Annotated in this window: 15 protein-coding genes and 1 pseudogene; 11 read left to right on the top strand and 5 right to left on the bottom strand. The window is 72.6% G+C overall.

Translation table 11 applies throughout. The features are described from left to right. From OOK38_RS17480 to OOK38_RS17470, 3 genes are all read left to right on the top strand, one after another. On the top strand, positions 1-2,211 hold the full coding sequence (locus OOK38_RS17480; RefSeq protein ID WP_266759385.1) for a bifunctional glycosyltransferase/CDP-glycerol:glycerophosphate glycerophosphotransferase: 2,211 nt from the start codon (positions 1-3) through the stop codon (positions 2,209-2,211). Between the two features lie 74 nt (positions 2,212-2,285). After that, a complete protein-coding gene (locus OOK38_RS17475; protein WP_266765708.1) occupies positions 2,286-3,542 on the top strand; it encodes a hypothetical protein in 1,257 nt (418 codons plus the stop codon). An 84-nt stretch (positions 3,543-3,626) separates the two neighbouring features. Beyond that, positions 3,627-5,309 carry a hypothetical protein gene (locus tag OOK38_RS17470; protein ID WP_266759386.1) on the top strand — a complete coding sequence of 561 codons (1,683 nt, stop codon included), beginning with the start codon at positions 3,627-3,629 and terminating at the stop codon, positions 5,307-5,309. Here OOK38_RS17470 and OOK38_RS17465 read toward each other — a convergent pair. Further along, the gene (locus tag OOK38_RS17465; RefSeq protein ID WP_266759387.1) at positions 5,299-5,712 is read right to left on the bottom strand and encodes an organic hydroperoxide resistance protein; all 414 of its coding nucleotides are present in this window, start codon (positions 5,710-5,712) and stop codon (positions 5,299-5,301) included. The genes OOK38_RS17470 and OOK38_RS17465 overlap by 11 nt on opposite strands. 125 nt (positions 5,713-5,837) lie before the next feature. Between OOK38_RS17465 and OOK38_RS17460 the strand changes: the two genes are divergently transcribed. Continuing rightward, positions 5,838-6,335, top strand: a complete 498-nt coding sequence (locus OOK38_RS17460) for a MarR family winged helix-turn-helix transcriptional regulator (protein ID WP_266759388.1) — start codon at positions 5,838-5,840, stop codon at positions 6,333-6,335. On the opposite strand, the gene OOK38_RS17455 is transcribed toward OOK38_RS17460, so the two are convergent. Beyond that, positions 6,229-7,818 carry a glycosyltransferase family 39 protein gene (locus OOK38_RS17455; RefSeq protein WP_266759389.1) on the bottom strand — a complete coding sequence of 530 codons (1,590 nt, stop codon included), beginning with the start codon at positions 7,816-7,818 and terminating at the stop codon, positions 6,229-6,231. The two genes, OOK38_RS17460 and OOK38_RS17455, sit on opposite strands and share 107 nt — an antisense overlap. Positions 7,819-7,911: 93 nt before the next feature. On the opposite strand from OOK38_RS17455, the gene OOK38_RS17450 reads away from it, so the two are divergent. The 5 genes and pseudogenes from OOK38_RS17450 (at position 7,912) to OOK38_RS17430 (ending at position 13,721) form a co-directional block, all read left to right on the top strand. Then, positions 7,912-9,174, top strand: a complete 1,263-nt coding sequence (locus OOK38_RS17450; RefSeq protein ID WP_266759390.1) for a glycosyltransferase 87 family protein — start codon at positions 7,912-7,914, stop codon at positions 9,172-9,174. Between the two features lie 46 nt (positions 9,175-9,220). Continuing rightward, a complete protein-coding gene (locus OOK38_RS17445; protein ID WP_266759391.1) occupies positions 9,221-10,843 on the top strand; it encodes a glycosyltransferase family 2 protein in 1,623 nt (540 codons plus the stop codon). Between the two features lie 128 nt (positions 10,844-10,971). Beyond that, entirely contained in the window at positions 10,972-11,952 is a 981-nt protein-coding gene (gene galE / locus OOK38_RS17440) for a UDP-glucose 4-epimerase GalE (protein ID WP_266759392.1), read from the top strand. A 108-nt stretch (positions 11,953-12,060) separates the two neighbouring features. After that, a pseudogene (locus OOK38_RS17435) lies at positions 12,061-13,006 on the top strand (ADP-ribosylglycohydrolase family protein). Positions 13,007-13,052: 46 nt separating this feature from the next. Further along, the gene (locus tag OOK38_RS17430) at positions 13,053-13,721 is read left to right on the top strand and encodes a class I SAM-dependent methyltransferase (protein ID WP_266759393.1); all 669 of its coding nucleotides are present in this window, start codon (positions 13,053-13,055) and stop codon (positions 13,719-13,721) included. Positions 13,722-14,057: 336 nt separating this feature from the next. Here OOK38_RS17430 and OOK38_RS17425 read toward each other — a convergent pair whose 3' ends face one another. Beyond that, positions 14,058-14,714, bottom strand: a complete 657-nt coding sequence (locus OOK38_RS17425) for a TetR/AcrR family transcriptional regulator (protein ID WP_266759394.1) — start codon at positions 14,712-14,714, stop codon at positions 14,058-14,060. A 171-nt stretch (positions 14,715-14,885) separates the two neighbouring features. Here OOK38_RS17425 and OOK38_RS17420 point away from each other — a divergent pair, with 171 nt between their 5' ends. Beyond that, positions 14,886-15,806 carry an ABC transporter permease gene (locus tag OOK38_RS17420; RefSeq protein WP_266759395.1) on the top strand — a complete coding sequence of 307 codons (921 nt, stop codon included), beginning with the start codon at positions 14,886-14,888 and terminating at the stop codon, positions 15,804-15,806. Between the two features lie 16 nt (positions 15,807-15,822). Continuing rightward, a complete protein-coding gene (locus OOK38_RS17415; protein WP_266765709.1) occupies positions 15,823-16,644 on the top strand; it encodes an ABC transporter ATP-binding protein in 822 nt (273 codons plus the stop codon). A 71-nt stretch (positions 16,645-16,715) separates the two neighbouring features. Here OOK38_RS17415 and OOK38_RS17410 read toward each other — a convergent pair whose 3' ends face one another. After that, complete coding sequence (locus OOK38_RS17410; protein WP_266759396.1) at positions 16,716-17,867, bottom strand: glycosyltransferase; 1,152 nt, start codon at positions 17,865-17,867, stop codon at positions 16,716-16,718. After that, positions 17,867-20,824: a CDP-glycerol glycerophosphotransferase family protein gene (locus OOK38_RS17405; RefSeq protein WP_266759397.1), complete on the bottom strand. Its 2,958-nt coding sequence runs from the start codon at positions 20,822-20,824 to the stop codon at positions 17,867-17,869. The genes OOK38_RS17410 and OOK38_RS17405 overlap by 1 nt, the downstream gene beginning before the upstream one ends. Between the last annotated feature and the right edge of the window lie 22 nt (positions 20,825-20,846).

Here is a 20,846-nt window from a genome sequence, read left to right as displayed (position 1 = left end):
GTGCCCCGCTTCAGCATCATCGTCCCCGTCTTCAAGGTGCAGGGCTTTCTGCGCGAGTGCCTCGACTCGGTCCTGGAGCAGTCGTACACGGACGTCGAGGTCATCGCCGTCGACGACTGCTCCCCGGACGGCTGCGGCGCGATCCTCGACGGCTACGCGGCCCGCGACCCGCGCGTACGGGTGCTGCACCTGCCGGAGAACGTGGGGCTCGGACGCGCCCGCAACGCCGGAATGCCGCTCGCCACCGGGGACTACCTCTTCTTCCTGGACAGCGACGACACCCTCACGCCCGGGGCGCTGCGCGCCGTCGCCGACCGGCTGGACGAGACGGCGGACCCGGATGTGCTGGTCTTCGACTACGCGCGAACCTACTGGTGGGGCGGCACGCGCAGGAACGTCCTGGCGCGGGTGCTCACGGAGGCAGGTGCCGACACCTTCTCGGCGGCCGACCACCCGGAGATCCTCGACCTGCTGATGGTGGTGTGGAACAAGGTCTACCGCCGGGCGTTCGTCGAACGGGAGGGCTTCGCCTTCCCGCCCGGGTACTACGAGGACACGCCCTGGACGTTCCCGGTGATGCTCAGCGCGGAGCGGATCGCGACGCTGGACCGGATCTGCCTGGCCTACCGCCAGCGCCGCCAGGGCAACATCCTGTCCACCACCAGCCGCAAGCACTTCGACATCCACGACCAGTACGAGCGGGTCTTCGCGTTCGTCGACTCCCGCCCGGAGCTGTCGGGCTGGCGCCCGTATCTGCACCACAAGATGGGCGAGCACTGCCTCGACATCCTCTCCAAGAACGACCGGCTCCCCGAAGAGGACAAGGCCGAGTTCTTCCGGCTGACGGCCGCGCTCTTCCGGAAGCACCGAAGCGGTCAGGTGCCCTCCGAACTGCGGGTCCTGGAGGGCGGGTTCACGCGCTACCGGATGCGGCGGCAGGCGGGCCGCGCGGGCCGGGAACTCGTCCGGCGCGGCCGGCAGGTGCGCCGGGCGGCCGCCACGCGCGTCGGGCGCGGCTGGTCCACGCTCCACGAACACCGTTCGCTGGACCCGAACTTGGCCGTGTACTCCGCGTTCTCGCACAAGGGGGTACTCGGCGATCCCGCGGCGGTGTACGCCGCGGCGCGGGAACTCGCCCCGCACATCCGTGGCGTGTGGGTGGTGCGCGACGAGGAGCAGGCGGCGCTGCTGCCGCCGGAGACCGAGCACGTCCTGCTCGACTCGCTGCGCTACCGCCAGGTCACCGCGCGGGCGACGTACTTCGTGAACAACGTCAACTGGCCCGGCTCCCTGGCCAAGCGCCCCGGCAGCGTCCACATCCACACCCATCAGGGCACCCCGCTGAAGTTCATGGCCGCGGACCTGCTGCACAAGCCGGGCGCGCGACACGGCCTCGACGTGCCGCAGATGCTGCGCCGCGCCGACCGCTGGGACTACAGCCTGGTCGCCAACCGCCACTCGGAGCTGGTCTGGGACCGCGCCTACCCCTGTCACTTCACCTCGCTGCGCAGCGGCAGCCCGCGCAACGACGCCCTCGTACGGGCCCGGCCCGAGGACGGGGAGGCGGTCCGCGCACGCCTCGGCGTCCCGGCCGGGAACCGGGTGGTGCTGTACGCGCCGACGCGCCGCGACTATGTCCGCGGCGGCCATGCCGACCGTCTCGACCTGGCCCGGTTCGCGGACGATCTCGGCGGGGACCACACCGTCGTCGTGCGGCTCCATCCGTCGCTCGCCGACGGTCCGGCCCGCGGGATGGGCCTGTCCGAACTGCATCGGCGCGGTGTCGTGGTCGACGCGACGGACGAGCCGCGCGTCGAGGATCTGATGCTCGCCTCCGACGCCCTGCTCACCGACTATTCGGCCCTCATGTTCGACTACGCCAACCTGGACCGGCCGATCGTGCTCCTCGCCGACGACTGGGGCGCGTACGCGGCGAGCCGGGGCGCCTACTTCGACATCACGGCCGACGCGCCGGGCCATGTGGCGGGCTCGCAGCGGGAGTTGGCGTGGCTGTTCGCGTCGGGAGGCTGGCGGGACGGTGAGTCCGCGCGGCTGCGCGCCGGGTTCCGGGCGCGGTTCTGCGAGTTCGACGACGGCCGGGCCGCCGAGCGGGTGGTGCGGACGCTGATGCTCGGCGAGCGGGCCGAGGAGCCGGCCCCGGCCGCCCCGGTGCCCGCGCAGGCGGGACACGACGTCCTCGCGTCCTCGTGAGCGCCCCCGTGACCGCGCGCTCCCCCCGGGCCTGGGCGCGGGCCCTGCGCCGACCGCGTTCCGCCCGCGCCGGGGTGATCCTGATCGCCGCGGTCTTCGCCGTCCTGCAGCTCGCCAACCTGACCGGCCGGGACACCCCCGACACCAAGAACTACCTCTCGTACGCGCTGAGTCTGCGCGGCGAGAGCAAGCACGAGGCCGCCGCGCTGACCATCGACTACGCCTGCGCGGGAAAGGCGTCGATCGCACGGCGCAACCAGGCCGTCGACGTGGTGCGCTTCCACCGGGCGAGTCCGACGCGGCGGGTCATCGAGGAGTGCCGGCGCCAGCAGTGGCGAGGGGTGTCCGCGCGGCTCGGGGCGGGGCAGACGGCGGGACACACCGTGCCGTTCATGCCGCCCCGCTTCATGCGGATCTTCGAGGTGCGGCCGGGGTATCCGGTCCTGCTGGTGCCGTTCGTCACCGTGCTGGGGGTGACCTGGGGCCTGTGGGCGTCGAGCGTCGTCGTCACGGTGGCCGGAGGCGTCCTCGTCTTCCTCGTCCTGCGCACCCTGCGCGCCTCCACCGGCGCGGCCCTGGCCGGGCAGGCGCTCTTCTACGTCCTGCCGTGCGGGACGACGGCGATGCGCCCGATGACCGAGGGCCTGCTGCTGACCGTGACCCTGGCCGCGCTGTGGGGCTGCGCCCTGGTGCTGGAGGGCCGTGCGAGGGCCGGGGCCTGGCTGGTCGGCGGCTCGCTGGCGGTCCTCTTCACGGTGAAGCACTCGCAGTCGCTCTTCCTCGGGCTGTGCCTGGCCGGTGCCTGCGCGGTGCTCCTGGTGCGCGGGCGCCGGTGGGACGGGCCGCTGCGCACGCTCGGGGTGGTGGCGGGCTGCGGAGCGGTGGCCACCGTGCTGCTCGCGAAGGCGCTGCACTACCCGTCCGAGTCGGAGAGTCTTCAGGACCTGCTCACGGGGCATTTCGCCCGCCCGGACCGCGCCCGGCCGTGGTCGGAGTTCCTCCATCTGGAGGTGGCCTTCTGGGTGGAGTGGCTGCGCCGCCAGTTCTGGGAGCCGCTGTTCCTGACGGCCCTGGTGGCGGCCGGATGGGGGGCGCTGCGCCGGCATCGCGCGTTCGCCCCGTTCCTGCTGGCGGCGGCCTTCACAGGGGTGCTCAACCAGGCCGGGCACCCCGACATCAACATCTGGGGCGACCGGCTGATCGTGCTGCTGTGGCTGCTCCCGGTGGTGGGCCTTCCGCTGCTCCTCGACGAGGTCGTCCGGCCGGGCGGGCGGGCTCCGGCCGGCACGGTTCCGGGGCCGTCGCGGAGGAATGCCGGGGTCGCCCGATGAGGTGATCTTGGGCTAGGGCATCGATCGTGGCGGGCATATACCGCAAATGCCGGAAACCGCCACCCCTGCCTCCCCCACCGCCCGATGAGCGCCGAAGTCCTCGCCCGGCGGGGTGCCGTCCGCGGCTCGACCGCGCTGCGCGGCAGGGGCACCTGGCGCCCGACGCCGTACCAGCTCTTCGGCGCCCTGTTCTGGCTGGTGATGACGCTCGCCTACTGGCGGATCCCGCTGTGCTGCGACGCGGGACAGCACGCGGCGGTCGTCGAACGCCTGCGGGCGAACCTGCTCCACCCGCTGCACCCGATGGCGGATCTGCCGGGCGCGGGCAGCCCGTACTACTCGCCGTACGCGGTGGCGCAGGGCGCCTTCGCCCAGCTGACCGGTCTCGGCGGCTGGGCGGTGGTGCGGCTGTCCGGCCCCGTGAACCTGCTGGTGCTGCTGACCGGCATCGGCCGCTTCGCGCGGGTGCTGTCGCCCCGCCCCTGGGCGCCGGTCCTCTGCCTGTTCGCGATGGTGCTGCTGTGGGGCACCGAGCGGGCCTGGTGGAGCGGCTACCTCGGGCTGATGTCGATGACCGGCAACCTCGGCTACCCCTCGACGTTCGCCATCGGACTGGCCTTCTGGGCCTGGGCGTTCACGGCCACGCGCGCGGCCGGCACCGGCGGCCCCGTCCGGTACGTGGGCCCGAGCGGCCTCAGGAGCTGGTGGGGGTACGCGGCTCTCGGCGCCCTGTACGGGCTGATCCTGCTCGTGCACCCGATCACGTCGATCGCGGCGGTGCTCGGGGCGGTGGCGTTCGTGGCGGGCGGGCAGCGCGGATGGCGTCCGGCCGTGGCGGCCCGGTGGCTGCTCACGGGCGCGGTGGCGCTCCTCGTCGCGGCCTGCTGGCCGTACTTCGACGTCTTCGGGCTGACCGGGGACCGCAGCGTGGACGCCATGCACGAGCGGCTGTACGACGGGATGCCCGGGCACTTCTGGCTGGCGCTGACCGGGGTGCCCGCGCTCTGGCTGCGGGCCCGGCGCGCCCGGCGGAGCGAGGGGCACGGGTGGCGCGATCCCCTGGTGCTGATGTTCGCGCTGGAGTGCGCGGTGGTCGCGTACGGCTGGGTGAGCGGGCACTACACGTACGGCAGGATCCTCGGACTCACGCTGGTGCCGCCGCAGTTCGCGCTCGGGGTGGAACTGGCGGCGCCGCGGCCGTGGGGACCGGGGCGGCGGCTGCTGGGCGGGACCGCGGCCGCCTGCGCCCTGACCGGCTTCCTGACGGTGCACGCCGGGGCGGTGGTGCCGGTCGGCTTCGACCAGCCGCCGCGCTGGCCGACGTACGACTGGGCGGCCCGGCACATCCGGCCCGGCGAGGCGGTCATCACGGACGGGTACTACTCCGTCCATCTGATCGCGGGGTACGGCCCGGACCTGGCCGCGCCCGCCTGGCCCGACCCCGCTCTCGACGAGGGCGAGCGGCTGCGCCGGCTCGCGGCGGTCCGCGCCTACCTCTCCCCGTCCTCGACCCGGGCCGAGCGCACCGCCGTCGCCCGCCGGTACCACGTCCGCTGGCTGCTGCTGACGCGCTGGCGGCAGGTGCCCGAGGAGGCGACGGTGGTGGCGTGGAGCCGGGAGACCGGGGAGGTGCTGGCCCGGGTCGGCACGGGGGCCGGCCCGGTCACGGACGCCGGTGCCCGCCCCCGCGCGGGCACCGGAACCCGCCCCGCTCCCACCCCCCGCACGGGCACGGCGGCCGGTACGAAGGTGCGTCCTACTCGATGACGAGCTCGACGGGGATGTTGCCGCGGGTGGCGTTGGAGTAGGGGCAGACCTGGTGGGCCTGCTCGACCAGCTTGCGGCCGGTGGCCTCGTCCACGGTGTCGGGCAGCTCGACGCGAAGCGTGACGGCCAGGCCGAAGCCCTCGCCCTGCTTGCCGATGCCGACCTCGCCGGTCACGGCGGCCTGGGTGACGTCGACCTTCGCGGCGCGGCCGACCAGGCCGAGGGCGCTCGCGAAACAGGCGGCGTAACCGGCGGCGAACAGCTGCTCGGGGTTGGTCCCCTGACCGTTGCCGCCCATCTCCACCGGAATGCCCAGCTGGAGGTCGAGCGTGCCGTCGGAGCTGACGGCGCGGCCCTCGCGGCCGTGGGTGGCGGTGGCGACAGCGGTGTAGATCGCGTCCATGGGGACCATCCCTCTCAAGTCAAAAAAACCTGGCGGGGCCACCGGTCCGGCGACCCGCGACGAGAATTAGAGCACACAATTCAGTTGTGCACAACTTAATTGGCGACAAGAGCTATTCTGGGGGCATGACCGCGACACCCGCCCCGAGCCCCCACGCCCCCGCGGACGGGGACTTCCTCCGCCTCGACGAGCAGATCTGCTTCTCGCTGAACGCCGCCTCGCGCGCCTTCGGCGGTGTCTACCGGGTGCTCCTCAAGGACCTCGGGCTCACCTACCCGCAGTACCTGGTGATGCTGGTGCTGTGGGAGCACGGCGAGCTGCCCGTGAAGAAGGTCGGCGAGCATCTGCGGCTCGACTCCGGGACGCTGTCGCCGCTGCTGAAGCGGCTGGAGGCGGCGGGGCTCGTCCTGCGGGAGCGCAGCGCGCGGGACGAGCGGTCCGTGCGGGTGCGGCTCACCGAGGAGGGGACCGCGCTCCGGGAGCGCGCGCTGTCCGTACCGCGCCGGATCGCGGCCGCTACCGGCGCGGACCTGGAGGAGATCCGAGAGCTCCGGGCCCGGCTCGACCGGCTGACGGCCGCTCTGGACGAGGCTGCGCTGTCGGAATCACCGGGGTGTATGTAGGCCTGCGCACATAGAGGCGCAGCGTCACTCCCTTGCGTACGACCTCTTCCCGGGGCACGAACTGCTCGTCGACCACGGCGAGTTTGGCGCGCTCGGTCGCGCTGCCCGGGTACCAGGCCGGGGCCGTCGCGAAGGGTGCGGCGACCAGCCACACACGGTCGAGCCGGTCCAGCCTCCGGCGCAGTTCACCGGGGTCCGCCTCCCTGCCGTACAGCGTGCCGGAGGCGGGCGCCGGGACACTCAGCGCGATGTCGCGGATCCCGCGGAAGGCCTTCGGGTACGCCAGGGCCGAGCGCCTCGCGATCGACGGCAGGAACAGCACCGGGTCGCCGGGACGCAGTTCGCGGTGGGCGACGACGGAGACGGCGGCCAGGTTGTCGGGACGGCGGTCGGGGACGCGGTCCCGGCGCAGCAGCGGGAGCTGGACGGCGAAGACGAGGGTCACGGCGAGGACGCCGCTGAGGGCCGCGTGGGGCAGCAGCCGCGGCAGTCTCGCCGCGAGCCGTTCGGCCCCGGCGGCCGCGAGCAGCGGGGCCCCGGCGAGGGCGTACAGGACGTAGCGCTCGTCGTAGAGCGGCCACCAGCGCGACACCGCCAGCAGCACCGCCGGCGGCACGGTCACCAGGGGCAGGGCGACGGCCTGGAGCGAGAACGTGCCGGGCCGGGTGCGCGCCGGCCGGAGCGCGAGGACGACGAGGGCGAGGTACGGCACTGTCACGAGCCGTGCCGGGCCGGTGAACAGCCCGAGCAGACGCTTCACGCTTCCGAGGCCCGGCCGTGACAGCCAGGCGACCTGCGCGGACTGGCCCTGGGAGACCAGGACGAGGGGCAGCAGCACCAGGCCCACGGCCGCGGCGGCCGTGATCCAGGCCCGCCACACCCGCGCCGGTACGCGGGCGAGCACCAGCGTCCCGGCATGGGCGAGGAGCAGGAGCAGGGCCAGTTCGTGCAGCAGGCAGGTGACGGCGACCGTCGCTCCGTACGCGCACCACGGCCCCGGCCGGGTGGACCGGGCGGCCCGCACCAGCAGCAGGGTCGCCCCCGCCGCTCCGGCCGCGACGAGCGCGTAGGAGCGGCCCTCCTGGGCGAAGTGGCTGGTCATCGGCGTGACGGCGTACAGCAGCCCCGCCCACAGGCCGACGCGCGGGCGGCACAGGCGGACACCGAGGGCTGCCACGAAACCGGCGGCCGCGGCGGCGCCGCAGACGGAGGGCAGGCGCAGGGCGACCTCGCCCGGGTGCGGAGCGAGGACCGCGTGCATGAGGAGGTAGTACAGGCCGTGCACGACGTCCACGGAGTGCAGCAGGTGCCAGATCTGGGGCACCGAGCGCCGGGCGACCTGGAAGGTCACCGCCTCGTCGCGCCACATGCCGCCGCGGTCGAGCCCCCAGAGCCCGATCACGAGCATGACGAGCACGGGCAGGAGAACGGCCACCGCCTCCGCGCGCCGAGCCGCCGACCGTCTCACCCATGCATGCGTCATGGGCGTGATTTTTTGCTATTAAAGAACCTTCGACTGGTATTGACGGCGTATCTGACGTTATGACCCATCCATGCGGCTTACGATCCGGGCTTGATGAGCGCCCTCAGGAACCACCGCCCGCTTGCCCTCGCCGCCGCCTGGCTCGCCACCCGCGCCCTGATGCTCTGGCTCCTCGCCCACGACCATCTGGCCCCGCTCGGCCGGGGCGGGGTGTCACGCGAGGTGGGTCAGCTGTACTTCCGCTGGTACGGCGTGCTCTCCCAGGGCGCGTTCCCGGTGGGCGACCGGCTGTGGCAGTACCCGCCGGGCGCCGGGCCGGTCCTGCTGGCGCCCGCGCTGCTGCCGTCGCTGACCTACTTCACGGCGTTCGTGACGCTCACGCTCGCCGCCGACGCGGTGATCGCCGTCGCCCTCACGCGCGCGGGGAGGCGGCCCGGCCGCAGCCTGCGCGGCGCCGCGCTCTGGGTGCTGGGCCTGCCCCTGCTGCTGCACATCCCGCTCGCCCGGTACGACGTGCAGGTCACCGCCTTCGCCGTCGTCTCCCTGCTGACGCTCTCGCGCTCCACGCGCGCGTGCGGAGCGTTCGCCGCGATGGGGGCCCTGGTGAAGGTCTGGCCCGCGCTGGCGCTGATCGGCACACCGCGGGGCCGCACCACCCGGGAGGCGGCGACGTCGGCGGCGGTCACCGCGGCCGCGCTGCTCGCCGTCCTGGCGGCCGCCTTCGGCGGCCCGTTCGACTTCCTGCGCCAGCAGAGCGGCCGGGGCGTGCAGATCGAGTCCCTCGGCGGCACCGTACTGGGCTTCGCGCGCCGCGCCGGATGGCCGGGGACGGTCCGCTACCAGTACGGCGCGATGGAGTTCGTCGGGCCGTACGTCGGCCTGGTCGCGGCCGGCTCGCTCGCCCTGACGGTCGCCGCCTTCGGGCTCGTGCTGCTGTGGCGGGTACGGGCACGGCGCTGGACCACGGCCACCCCGTACGACGCGGCGCTCACGGCCGTCCTGCTGTTCACCGTGACGAGCCGGGTGATCAGCCCCCAGTACATGGTGTGGCTGCTGGGCCTCGCCGCCGTCTGCCTGACCTCGCGGCACACCACACAGCGCCCCGTCGCCGCGCTGATCGTGGCGGCGACGGCGGTCAGCACGGCCGTGTACCCGGGGCTGTACGGGGAGGTGATCCACAGCACCTGGACGGGCTGCCTGCTGATGCTCGTACGCAACGGCCTGCTGGCCACGGCGGCGGGAGTGTCGCTCGTACGGCTGTGGCGGTCGGGCCTGCCCGCAGCGGCCCCGCACAGCGCCGGACGGACCGGCGCGGAGCCACACCGGATTCCGACCACTCTCCGAACAGGACAGTGAGCACCTCTTAACAGAGAATTACCCGCAATACCTACGATTTCGCCCCATGGATCCCATGAACCCTCACCACGCGAAGGTCAGCGTCGTCGTCATCGGGTACGACGACGCCGCCCATGTCGCGGACGCCGTGCGCTCGGCGCTCGCGCAGGGCACGGCCGTGCGCGAGGTGATCGCCGTGGACGACCACTCGACGGACGGCAGCGCGGCCCTCCTCGACACCCTCGCCGCCGAAGAGCCGCGCCTGACGGTGATCTACCGCCCGGCCAACAGCGGCGGCTGCGGCAGCCCGCGCAACGACGGCATCGACGCGGCCACGGCCCCGTACGTGATGTTCCTGGACAGCGACGACGTCCTGCCGCCCGGCGCGGTGGACGCGCTGCTCGGCGCCGCCGAGGAACACGGCGTCCCGGTCACGGCCGGGCTGTGCGTGCGCCGCGAACTGCCCTCGGGCCGCGAGATGCCCTGGGAGCGCGCGCTCTACGCGCGGCGCGCCCTGATCCCCCACCCCTCGCGTCGCCTCCGTCTCGCGCACGACACCCTCTGCGTCAACAAGCTGTACCGCACCGACTTCCTGCGCGAGCACGGCATCCGCTTCCCCGAAGGCCGCTACCCCTACGAGGACTTCGTGTTCACCGCGCGCGTGCTGGCCGCCGCGCCGCGCATCGCGCTGATACCCGACACGGTGTACGTCTGGAACGTCCGGCGCACCGCCGACCGCCTGTCCATATCGCTCGACCGCGCCGACATCGGCAACTGGCGGGCACGGACCGAGGCGAACCGGGCGGCCTACGAGATCCTCCTGAGCGCCGGGGAGAAGGAACTCGCGCGAGCCGTGCACACCAAGTTCCTCGACCACGAGCTGCGGATGTACACGCGCGAACTGGAACTGCGCGCTCCCGAGTACCGGCGCGCCTGGTGGGACCTCACGCGCGCGTACCTGGCGACCTTCGACGCGACCGACTTCACCGTCAACCCGGCCGCCCCCGGCCGCCTCGTGGCACGCGTGCTCCTCGCCTCCCCCGCCCCGCGCGACCTGCCCCGCCTCCGGGAGCTGGCGGCCCGCCCCGCACGGCTGCTCCCGCCCTACACCCGCGCCTCCGACGGCACCCCCGTCTGGTCTTCCGACCTCCCCCAGGTCACCCTGGACCACGTCCTGCACCGCCCGGCCCACCTGCTGCCGGCCGCCGTCGACGCGGAACTGCGGCCCCGCGCGCGGGGCACCCTGCTGCGGCTGCGCCTGCACGAGCTGTACGGGCGGGTGGCGGAGGCCGGTCCGACCTCGGTGGACGTCGAGTTCATCCACCGGGACGACGGACGGGTGGGCCTGCGCGGCACGGCGCCCCTGCTGGCCGACCGCCATGGCGACACCTGGTCGGCCGAGGCACCGGTGGAACTGCCGGCACTGGGCGCGGGCACCTGGGACCTGCGCCTGACCGTGCGCTTTCGCGACGGCGCGAGCCGGGAGGTGACGGCGCACGCGCGCGGCGGCCCCGGACTGCTGCGCCGCCGCGCGATACCCGACGTCCACCATGGGGTTCTCGGCGTTCCCGGCGTCCTCCTCGTGCAGCCGTACCGGACGCACGCGGGGGCGCTGGCCCTGCGCACGGCGTCCGGTTGGCGAGGAATGACCGAAGTGGTGTACCGGAGGCTCGGCCGCCTGCTTCACTGATACGCGGACGCGGAGACGCGACGCGCGAACGCGGACACCGTAAGCGCGCACCCGTCTCCGACCGCCCGGAACGAGGGAACACGGACCACGGAGCACCACGTGATCACTGACGAGGGGAACGGCCGCACATGACCTGGCTGATCACCGGCGGCGCCGGTTACATCGGAGCGCACGTCGTCCGCGCGATGCGCGAGGCGGGCGAACAGGCCGTGGTCTACGACGACCTGTCCACGGGCTTCGCCGAGCGCGTGCCCCCGGAGGTTCCGCTGGTGGTCGGCTCGACCCTGGACGGCGAGCTGCTGTCCCGGACGCTCACGGAACACGCGGTCACCGGTGTCGTCCATCTGGCGGCGAAGAAGCAGGTCGGCGAGTCCGTGGACCTGCCCCTGCACTACTACCGGGAGAACGTCGAGGGCCTGCGCGTCCTGCTGGAGGCCGTGACCGCGGCGTCCGTGTCCGCCTTCGTCTTCTCGTCCTCGGCCGCGGTGTACGGGATGCCGGACGTGGACCTGGTGACGGAGGAGACCCCGTGCGCGCCAATGAGCCCGTACGGCGAGACGAAACTGGCGGGCGAGTGGCTGGTGCGGGCGACCGGCCGCGCCACGGGCCTGTCGACGGCCTCCCTGCGCTACTTCAACGTGGCCGGAGCCGCCGCCCCCGAGCTGGCCGACGTGGGCGTCTCCAACCTCGTCCCCATGGTCTTCGAGAAGCTGACGGACGACGCGGCGCCGCGCATCTTCGGCGACGACTACCCGACGCCCGACGGCACCTGCGTCCGCGACTACATCCACGTGGTCGACCTGGCCGAGGCGCACGTGGTCACGGCCCGCGCCCTCCAGTCCTCCCCCGGCACCGACCTGACCCTCAACATCGGCCGCGGCGAGGGCGTTTCGGTCCGCGAGATGATCGACCGCATCAACGCCCTCACCGGCTACGACCGCCCCCCGGTCACCACCCCGCGCCGCCCCGGCGACCCGGCCCGCGTCGTCGCCTCCGCCGACCGCATCGCCACCGAACTGGGCTGGAAGGCCCGTTACGACGTCGAAGACATGATCACCTCGGCCTGGTCGGGCTGGGTACGCCACCACCCGGGAGCGAGCCGGTCGTAGCACCGGTCATGGACCGGGGCCGGTGCGGGAGGCGGATCACCCCGTGCACCGGCCGACCCGCTCCGACTCCCGGAACCGGGCTCCCGGTCGCCGCCGTACGCTCGCCCCATGACCGCCACCGGCACCATCCTCGGCTCCGCGGTGGGCGACGCCCTGGGCGCCCCGTTCGAGTTCGGCCCGGAGGGCGCGTTCACGGAACGCTTCCCGGTACCCGGGCAGGGCGGCGAGATGTGCGGGGGCGGCGGCTGGGACCCGGGCGAGGCGACCGACGACACGCAGATGGCCGTCCTGGTCGGTGAGTCGCTGATCCGGTACGGCCGCCTCGAACTCCCCGACATCTTCGGCGAGTTCCGGCGGTGGGCGGCGTCCGACCCGAAGGACATCGGCCTCCAGACCGAGGCCGTCCTCACCAGCGGCGACCCCTGGGACCAGGCGGCCGCCCTGCACTTCCAGGTCAACCAACGCGCGGCAGGGAACGGCTCGTTGATGCGGGCCTCGACGTCCGCCGTGTTCTTCGCCCCCGCAGGGCCGGGACGCCACGATGTCCGCCGCCCGCCGCATCGCCGCGCTCACCCACGGCGACCGCGCGGCCTGGGAGGGCACGGCGATCCTCCACGAACTGATCCGCGTCGCCCTGCTCGGGCACGACCCCCTCACCGCGCTTCCGGACACCCTCGACGCCGTCCACCCGGACCACCGGGCCCGCTACGCCACCGTTCTCGCCGGTGACTGGCACCCGGACAGGGCCACGGAGTTCAACGGCGCCGTGTGGCCCTGTCTCGGCTCGGCCGTGTGGGCCCTGCGGACCACGGACTCCTACGAGGACGCCGTGCGCGCGGCGATCGACCTCGGCGGCGACACGGACACGGTCGCGGCGGTCACGGGCGCGCTCGCCGGAGCGGTGCACGGCGACGGATCCATCCCCGAACGGTGGACCGAGGTGCTGCACGTGCCCCTGCCGGGGTCGGGCGGGCGGGTGCTGCGGGCGGCCGAACTCGTCGATCTCGCTGGCCGGTTGACCGAGCGGCGGTCCGGCCGGCAGCCCACGCCCTGAGCGAACGCCGCTCGGAGCGCGGAGCCGCCTCCCTACCATCGGCACCATGGGATCCGGGGCGACCTACGACGCACACGCCGACTGGTACAACGACTTCATGTCGGCGGGCACGGCCGGGGAGTACATGGCGCGGGTGCACGCCACGATCGGGGAGCTGCTGGACCCCGGCACGGGGACCTGCCTCGACGTCTGCTGCGGTACGGGAGCCCACGCGTCCGCGCTGGCCGAACGGGGCTGGACACCCGTGGGCGTGGATCTGTCGGGTGGCCAACTGAGGCATGCCGTGGGGCGGTTGCCCGTGGCGCGGGCCGACGCGATCTCGCTGCCGTTCCGTGACGGCTCCCTGCCCGCCGCCGCGTGCGTGCTCGCCCACACCGACGTGCCGGACTACGCCGCCGTGCTGAGGGAGGTCGCCCGGGTGCTGCGGCCCGGCGGACGCTTCGTGCACCTCGGGGTGCACCCGTGCTACATCGGCTCGTTCGCCGACTGGAGCGAGCGTCCGAGGATCGTGGTCGACGCGCGGTACGCCGACCGTGCCCGCAGCTTCGAGGCGTGGAACCCGGCGGGCGTCCGGGCCCGCGTCGGCGCCTGGCACCTGCCGCTCGCGGACCTGCTCAACGCCACCACCGCGGCGGGCCTCCGGCTGGTGCGCACCGCCGAGGCGGGCCCGGGCGGAGTCCCCGACCTGTTCGGCCTCGCGGCCGTGAAGGACTGAGGAACCGGCGGAGCCGGAGAACCGGGGAGCCAGCGGAACCGGGGAACTGGGGGAACTGGGGGAACAGAGAACCGGCCCGGCCGGAGAACCGGCCGGACCGTGGAGCGCCCGGGCCTTGAAGCGCCGGAACCTCGGAGCGCCCAGGTCCGCAGGGCCGGCAGCACCCGGGTCGGCAGGACCGGCAGCACCCAGATCCGCAGGACCAGCAGCGCCAAGGTCCGCGGGACCGGCAGCACCCAGATCCGCAGGACCAGCAGCACCAAGGCCGCAGGACCAGCAGCGCTCAGTTCCGCAGGACCGGCAGCGCTCAGTTCCGCGGGACCGGCACCACCCAGGTCACAGCGCCTTCAGCGCCGCCGCCGTCGCGCGGGCCAGGCTCGCCAGGTAGCCCTTCGGCACCTTGGGGCCGCGGACCACCACCGCGCGCCAGTACAGCGGCCCGGACATCAGGTCGAGCGCGAGGTCGAGGTCGACGCCCTCGCGCACCTCGCCCCGGGCGGTCGCCGCCGCGACGATCCCGCTCGCGACGCCCTGCTGGCCCTCCCGCAGCGCCTTCTGCATGGCGTCCGCGATCTCCGGGTTGCGGGCCGCCTCGGCCTGGAGGTCGGGGATGATCTGGCCGGCCACCGGATGCCGCAGGGCGCGCGAGGTGACCTCGTACAGCAGTCGCAGGTCGCCCTCCAGGGAGCCCGTGTCCGGGGCGGGCAGCCCCTGGACGGCGACCGCCGAGACCAGGTCGAGCACGAGATGGAGCTTGGAGCGCCAGCGCCGGTACACCGCGGTCTTGCCGACCCCCGCGCGGCGCGCGATGCCCTCGATCGACATCCGGGCGTAGCCGACGGAGGCGAGTTCCTCGAAGACGGCGGCGCGGATGGCCTCGGTCACATCCTCACGAAGGACGGCCGCACCGGCGGGAGCCCGGCGACGCGGGGCCTTCCCGGCGGCAGGCGCGGGCGTGGCGGCACTCGCGGCGTTGTCGGCGTTCGTCGTCATACGGCCCAGCATAGGCCGTTACGACGAAACGGTTGCGTTCCGACGTCGAGAAGGCCTACGCTCGCGTTGCGACGATACGGTCCCGTCCCGACGTAAGAAAACGGCAAGAACGGCGCAGCAAGCGTCACGGACGGACCTCGCGCACCCCACCCCCGAGCGAAAGCAACGGATGTGAGTCAGGTCCTCCACACCCCGCCCCCGACAGCGACGCCGGTCACCCCCGCCGACGACGCCGCGGCCCTCGCCGCCCGGTACGGCCTCACCGTCAGCGGTGCCCGCCCGACCCTGCCCGCGTACGTCCGCCAGTTGTGGGCACGGCGCCACTTCATCACCGCGTTCGCCACCGCCAAGCTCACCTCGCAGTACAGCCAGGCCAAGCTCGGCCAGGTGTGGCAGGTGATGACCCCGCTGCTGAACGCGGCGGTCTACTACTTCATCTTCGGTGTCCTGCTCGGCACCAAGCACGGTGTCCCGGACTACGTCCCGTTCCTGGTCACCGGCGTCTTCGTCTGGACCTTCACGCAGAGCTCGATCATGGCCGGCACCCGGGCGATCTCCGGCAGCCTCGGCCTGGTCCGCGCCCTGCACTTCCCGCGCGCCGCGCTGCCGGTGTCGTACGCCCTCCAGCAGCTCCAGCAGCTGCTGTTCTCGATGGCCGCGCTGGCCGTCATCCTGCTCTGCTTCGGCGTCCCGGTCAGCGTCTCGTGGCTGCTCGCGGTGCCCGTGCTGGTGCTCCAGTTCACGTTCAACGCGGGCGTCGCGATGATCGTGGCGCGGATGGGCGCCAGGACGCCGGACATCGCGCAGCTCATGCCGTTCCTGCTGCGCACCTGGATGTACGTCTCGGGTGTCATGTGGAGCATCGACAAGGTCCTCAGCGGCAGCCACCTGCCGCGCTGGGCGATGGTCCTGCTGGAGAGCAACCCCGCGGCCGTCTACATCGACCTGATGCGCTTCGCGCTGATCGACAGCTTCCACGCGCACCAGCTGCCGCACCACGTCTGGGCGCTCGCGGTCGGCTGGGCGCTGCTCGCCGGCGTCGGCGGCTTCATCTACTTCTGGAAGGCTGAGGAGACGTACGGCCGTGGCTGACATCATCACGCAGGACATCCGGCCGCGGAGCGCCGAGGTCACGGCCGAGGACACCGCCGTGACCGGCGCCGAGCGCATCCCCACCGTCATCGCGGACCGCGTCGACATCGTCTACCGCGTCAACGGCACCGGCGCCGGCCGGGGCAGCGCGACCGCCGCCCTCAACCGCATCCTGCGCCGCAAGCAGAGCGAGAAGGCGGCGGGGGTCCGCAAGGTGCACGCCGTCAAGTCCGTCTCCTTCACCGCGTACCGGGGCGAGGCCATCGGCCTGATCGGCACCAACGGTTCCGGCAAGTCCACGCTGCTCAAGGCGGTCGCGGGTCTGCTCCCCGTGGAGAACGGCAAGATCTACACCGACGGCCAGCCCTCGCTGCTCGGCGTCAACGCGGCCCTGATGAACGACCTCACGGGCGAGCGGAACGTCCACCTCGGCGGCCTCGCCATGGGGATGTCCCGCGAGCAGGTCAGGCAGCGCTACCAGGAGATCGTCGACTTCTCGGGCATCAACGAGAAGGGCGACTTCATCACGCTCCCCATGCGGACGTACTCCTCCGGCATGGCAGCGCGGCTGCGCTTCTCCATCGCGGCGGCCAAGGACCACGACGTCCTGATGATCGACGAGGCCCTCGCGACCGGCGACCGCTCCTTCCAGAAGCGGTCCGAGGCCCGCATCCGCGAGCTGCGCAGGACCGCGGGCACGGTCTTCCTGGTCAGCCACAACAACAAGTCGATCCGCGACACCTGCGACCGGGTGCTGTGGCTGGAGCGCGGCGAACTGCGCATGGACGGACCGACCGACGAGGTTCTCAAGGAGTACGAGAAGTTCACGGGCAAGTAGTGCTCGAACGACGCCGGAGGCGGAGCCGTGGGTCGGCTCCGCCTCCGGCCGTTCCGCGCACCGGCGCTCGCTCAGCGCTCCAGGAACGCAAACAGCTCCTCCCACTTGCGGACGATCTCCTCCGTCGTGAAGCGCTGGACGTTCACGCGCGCCGCCTCGCCCATGGCGTCCCGCAGGGCCTTGTCGGACATCAGCGTGTCCAGCCGGCGGGCCAGTTCACCGGTATTGCCGAGGGTGGCCAGCAGGCCGTCCTCGCCGTCCCGGACGATCTCGTGGACGCCGGGCGCGCAGTCGAAGGCGGCGCACGGCAGACCGGCGGCCATGGCTTCCATGAGGGCGAGCGGGAAGCCCTCGCCCCGTGAGGAGAGCACGAACACCGAGCCGCCCCGCAGAGCCCCCGGCACATCGCTCGTCCGCCCCATCCAGTCCACGGAACCGTCGAGCCCGAGCGCCGTGCACTGCTTCTTCAGGATCTCCTCGTCCTCGCCGGAGCCGTAGATCCGCAGCCGCCATTCGGGGTGGCGCGGCGCGGTCTCGGCCCAGGCGTCGAGGAGCATGTCGATGCCCTTCTGGTCGTGCAGCCGGCCGACGCTGACGACGACGTTCCCGGTGCGCGGCGAGGGCACCTCGGGCACGAACGGAAGGGGATTCGGCATGAAGGACGCGTTGTTCATGCCCTGCCTGATCCACAGGTCGGCGTCCTCGCGGGTGAGCGCCAGCATCCGGTCGACGTCCTTGTAGTGCTTGAGGACCCGCCGGAAGCGCGAGGTCGTCCGGGCGTACGCGAAGGACTCGTGGCTCATTCCGATGACGGTCAGCCCGTTGGTGTCGGCGAGCTCCACCCATTCCATGGCCCACACCTGGGTGACGATCACGACGGCGCCGGGCCGCGCGGCCCGGAACAGCGCGGTCAGCTCGGCGGCCCGCTCACGCATGCCCGCCACCCGTTCGGCGCGCAGCCTCCGCTCGGCGACGTCGAGCCGTCCCCTGAGTCCGCGCGGCGGTCCGACGTGCGGCGGGTGGGCGTCGTACAACGTCGTGGTGGGGTACGGGACTTCGCCCAGTTCCTGGGGGACGGCGGGCTCGGTGACGCCGATGACGTGCACGCGGTGACCCCGCTCGGTGAACAGGCGGGCCATCTGGTGCGACCAGCTGGTCACCCCGCCCAGTTCGTCGACGCTGTTGGAGACGAAGAAGATGTCCCGCTGCGGACGGCCGGTCATCAGCGCCTCCATTGCGCGAAGAACTCGTCGACGACGCTCCGCGCCGCGGTGCCCTGGTCGTACTCGCCGAATTCGGCCGTGAACTGCTCACGCTTGGGCGCGTACTTGACGGCCTGCTCCTCCAGCGAACCGAGGACCGCGTGCAGTTCGTCCTCCGTGCGCACGACGGGTCCGGGGGCCCGTTCCAGCAGGTCGAAATAGGTGCCTCGCCCCTCGTGCACGTACGCGTCGTAGTCGTACACGAAGAAGAACATGGGGCGGTCGAGGAGGGCGTAGTCGAACATCACGGACGAGTAGTCGGTGATCAGCCCGTCGGCGAGGGCGAGCAGGGGGGTCATGTCGTGGTGCGCGGTGACGTCGATGACCCGGCCGCGTACGGAGGGCGGGAGCACGACGTGGTTGAGGTAGTGGGAGCGGACGAGGAGGACGTAGCGGTCGCCGAAGGCGTCGGCGAAGCGCTCCACGTCGAAGGGCAGCTCGAACCGCCGCTTTCCGTTGCCGCGCTGCCGGAAGGTCGGGGCGTACAGGAGGATCTGCTTGTCCCCGGGGATGCCCAACTCGGCTGCCAGCGGTCCGCGTTCACGTCGCCCCTCGGCCTCCTCCCGCCGCCTCGCCTGCGCGAGCGCGTCGTTGCGCGGATAGCCGACCCGCAGCAGGGTCCGCTCCTGGAGCCGGAACGCCCGGGCCAGGGTGCGCACATCGTGCTCGGAGCGGATCAGGAACCGGTCGAAGCGGTCCAGGGTGCGCTGCTGCTCGGCTTGCTCCTCACGGGACTTGAGCTTCCATTCGGGCTCGTCGAAGCCCATCCGCTTGAGCGCGGAGCCGTGCCATGTCTGGATGTACTTCGTCCTCGGCCGCTTGGTCAGCTTCAGCGGGTAGCTCTGGTTGTCGACCCAGAACTCGGCCTGCGCGAGCGCCCGGAGGTAGGGCAGCGACCAGCGGCGTACGAGAGTGGCGTCCTCCGGGAACCCGGCCGGACCGCCCGTGTACGACCAGACCGCCTGGAACTCCAGGCCCTGGCGGCGCATCTCCTCGTAGATCGCCCTGGGGCTGTCGCTGTACTGGCGGCCCAGGTGGCTCTCGAAGACGACGAGGCCCTTCCTGACGGGCAGCCGGCTGAACACCTCGTGGTAGAGGCGGATCTTGCTCTCCCCCGAGGTGAGTTCCCTGCGCAGGGAACGGGCCTTGCGGTAGCCCGACTTGGCGAGCGTTCCGGCCCGGCCGTGCACGCCTCGCTGCACGAGCGCGTTCGCCTTCTTGTCGGGGACCAGCCGGAAGGACAGGTGCCCGCGCGAGGAGACGACCGGCTCGATCCGGTCGGCGACCAGCCGGGTGAGCCGGGGCCGGACGGGCAGCTGGCCGGTGGCCAGGCCGGGTTCGGCCGCGGTGAGCCGGGTGGTGGTGCGCACGCCGTCGACGTCGAGGTGGAGCCGTACGTCCCACACCGCGTCCACGATGCCCAGCGGCCGCACGGACGCGAGGTCCGCCGAGCCCTCCCAGGCGATGGACCCGCCCGCGTGCCACACGTTCGCCACGGGGAAGCGGAAGGTCTGGAAGCGCACCCCGCGGCGGCGGGCGTAGAACTCCAGCTGTCCGGCGAGCCGGGCGCCGGGCGGGATCACACCGAGCGGGTTGGTGACGCGCCCGGTGAGCCGGACGGTGGCTGCGGTGCTCTCGTACGAGGTCAGCACATTGCGCAGGAACATCTTCTCGACCGGCTTGGCGTGGTGGCCGAGGTCGGTGACGTCCAGGATGTGCCGGCCGAAGGGGTCGTCGAGATGCTCGGCGCACCAGTACACGCGGCCGTCGCGCTCGACGAGCGGCGAGGAGATCTTGTCGCGGTTGGTGAGCGTGTCCACGGCGGGCAGCAGATTGTCCCAGTCGCTCTCCTGGAGGAGATAGGCGCAGATGGCGTGGATGGGCTCGGCCTCGTCGAAGGCGGCGCGGTCGATCGACTCCAGGTACTGCCGGGCGATCGCCGCGAACTCCTCGCGGAAGGCCTCATCCCGGAAGGGCAGCTCACGCAGATGCAGCACGAGGTCGTGCTTGAGGAACTTGACGTCCTTGGCGAACTTCAGCTCCAGGAGCCCCTTGTCCGCGAGGAGTCGGTCGACCCGCCGGTGGATCTCCATGCGGTGCGTGAAGTTGGCGATCTCGTCACGCCGGTTGCTGATGGACTTCGCCGCCGCCTTGTCCGCGACCCTCCAGTCGTACACCCGGTTGGGGATGAGGGTGATGCGGCGGGCGGTGGCGTACGCCTGGGCGGAGAAGAGCAGGTCCTCGTAGTGGATGCCGACCGCGAAGCGCAGCCCCTCGTCGAGCAGGAACCGCCGGCGATAGCACTTGTTGGTCGACAGGGTGTCGAAGACCATCAGGTCGGGCAGCTCGGAGATCGACTCCAGGGTGCGGGTGCGCTCGTACAGCCAGGGGTACCACTTGACCTCCTTGCCCGCGCGCGAGTCGACGTGCACGCGCACGCACAGCCCGGAGACAAGGTCGGCACCGGTGGCCTCGGCGGCCTCCAGCATGTTGCGGCAGGCGTCGCGCTCCAGGACGTCGTCGCTGTCGAGGAAGAGGACGTAGTCACCCCGGGCCTCGGTGATGCCGCGGTTGCGGGGGGCGCCGCAGCCGCCGCTGTTCTCGGGCAGCCGGTAGGCGCGGACGCGGTCGGGGTGCGCGGCGGCCAGCCCCCGCGCCACCTCGTAGGAGCCGTCGGTGCTCCGGTCGTCCACGACGACGACCTCGACGTCGTGCAGCGTCTGCCGCAGGACTGAGCGCACGGCCGTGGGCAGCCTGGCGGCGTCGTTGTAGACGATGACGATCACGGAGACGGCCGGCCGTCGCGCGCCGGACGCGGTCCCGTGCTCGGCGGACCGGGCCCCGGGCTCGGCGGATTCGGTCCCGTGTTCGTCGAACTCGGTCCCGTTCTCGGACGCGCGGTGCTGATCCACATTCATCCTATTAATCGTAGAGACTGTG

The organism is Streptomyces sp. NBC_00568 (assembly GCF_026341855.1).
Lineage (GTDB): Bacteria > Actinomycetota > Actinomycetes > Streptomycetales > Streptomycetaceae > Streptomyces.
This window is presented reverse-complemented; position numbering and strand designations above follow the sequence as displayed.

Coding starts and splice junctions, on each gene's coding strand:
- OOK38_RS17470 (WP_266759386.1), top strand. CDS start 3,627: ATGAGCGCCGAAGTCCTCGCCCGGCGGGGTGCCGTCCGCGGCTCGACC.
- OOK38_RS17465 (WP_266759387.1), bottom strand. CDS start 5,712: ATGGACGCGATCTACACCGCTGTCGCCACCGCCACCCACGGCCGCGAG.
- OOK38_RS17460 (WP_266759388.1), top strand. CDS start 5,838: ATGACCGCGACACCCGCCCCGAGCCCCCACGCCCCCGCGGACGGGGAC.
- OOK38_RS17455 (WP_266759389.1), bottom strand. CDS start 7,818: ATGACGCATGCATGGGTGAGACGGTCGGCGGCTCGGCGCGCGGAGGCG.
- OOK38_RS17450 (WP_266759390.1), top strand. CDS start 7,912: ATGAGCGCCCTCAGGAACCACCGCCCGCTTGCCCTCGCCGCCGCCTGG.
- OOK38_RS17445 (WP_266759391.1), top strand. CDS start 9,221: ATGGATCCCATGAACCCTCACCACGCGAAGGTCAGCGTCGTCGTCATC.
- galE (WP_266759392.1), top strand. CDS start 10,972: ATGACCTGGCTGATCACCGGCGGCGCCGGTTACATCGGAGCGCACGTC.
- OOK38_RS17430 (WP_266759393.1), top strand. CDS start 13,053: ATGGGATCCGGGGCGACCTACGACGCACACGCCGACTGGTACAACGAC.
- OOK38_RS17425 (WP_266759394.1), bottom strand. CDS start 14,714: ATGACGACGAACGCCGACAACGCCGCGAGTGCCGCCACGCCCGCGCCT.
- OOK38_RS17410 (WP_266759396.1), bottom strand. CDS start 17,867: ATGACCGGCCGTCCGCAGCGGGACATCTTCTTCGTCTCCAACAGCGTC.
- OOK38_RS17405 (WP_266759397.1), bottom strand. CDS start 20,824: ATGAATGTGGATCAGCACCGCGCGTCCGAGAACGGGACCGAGTTCGAC.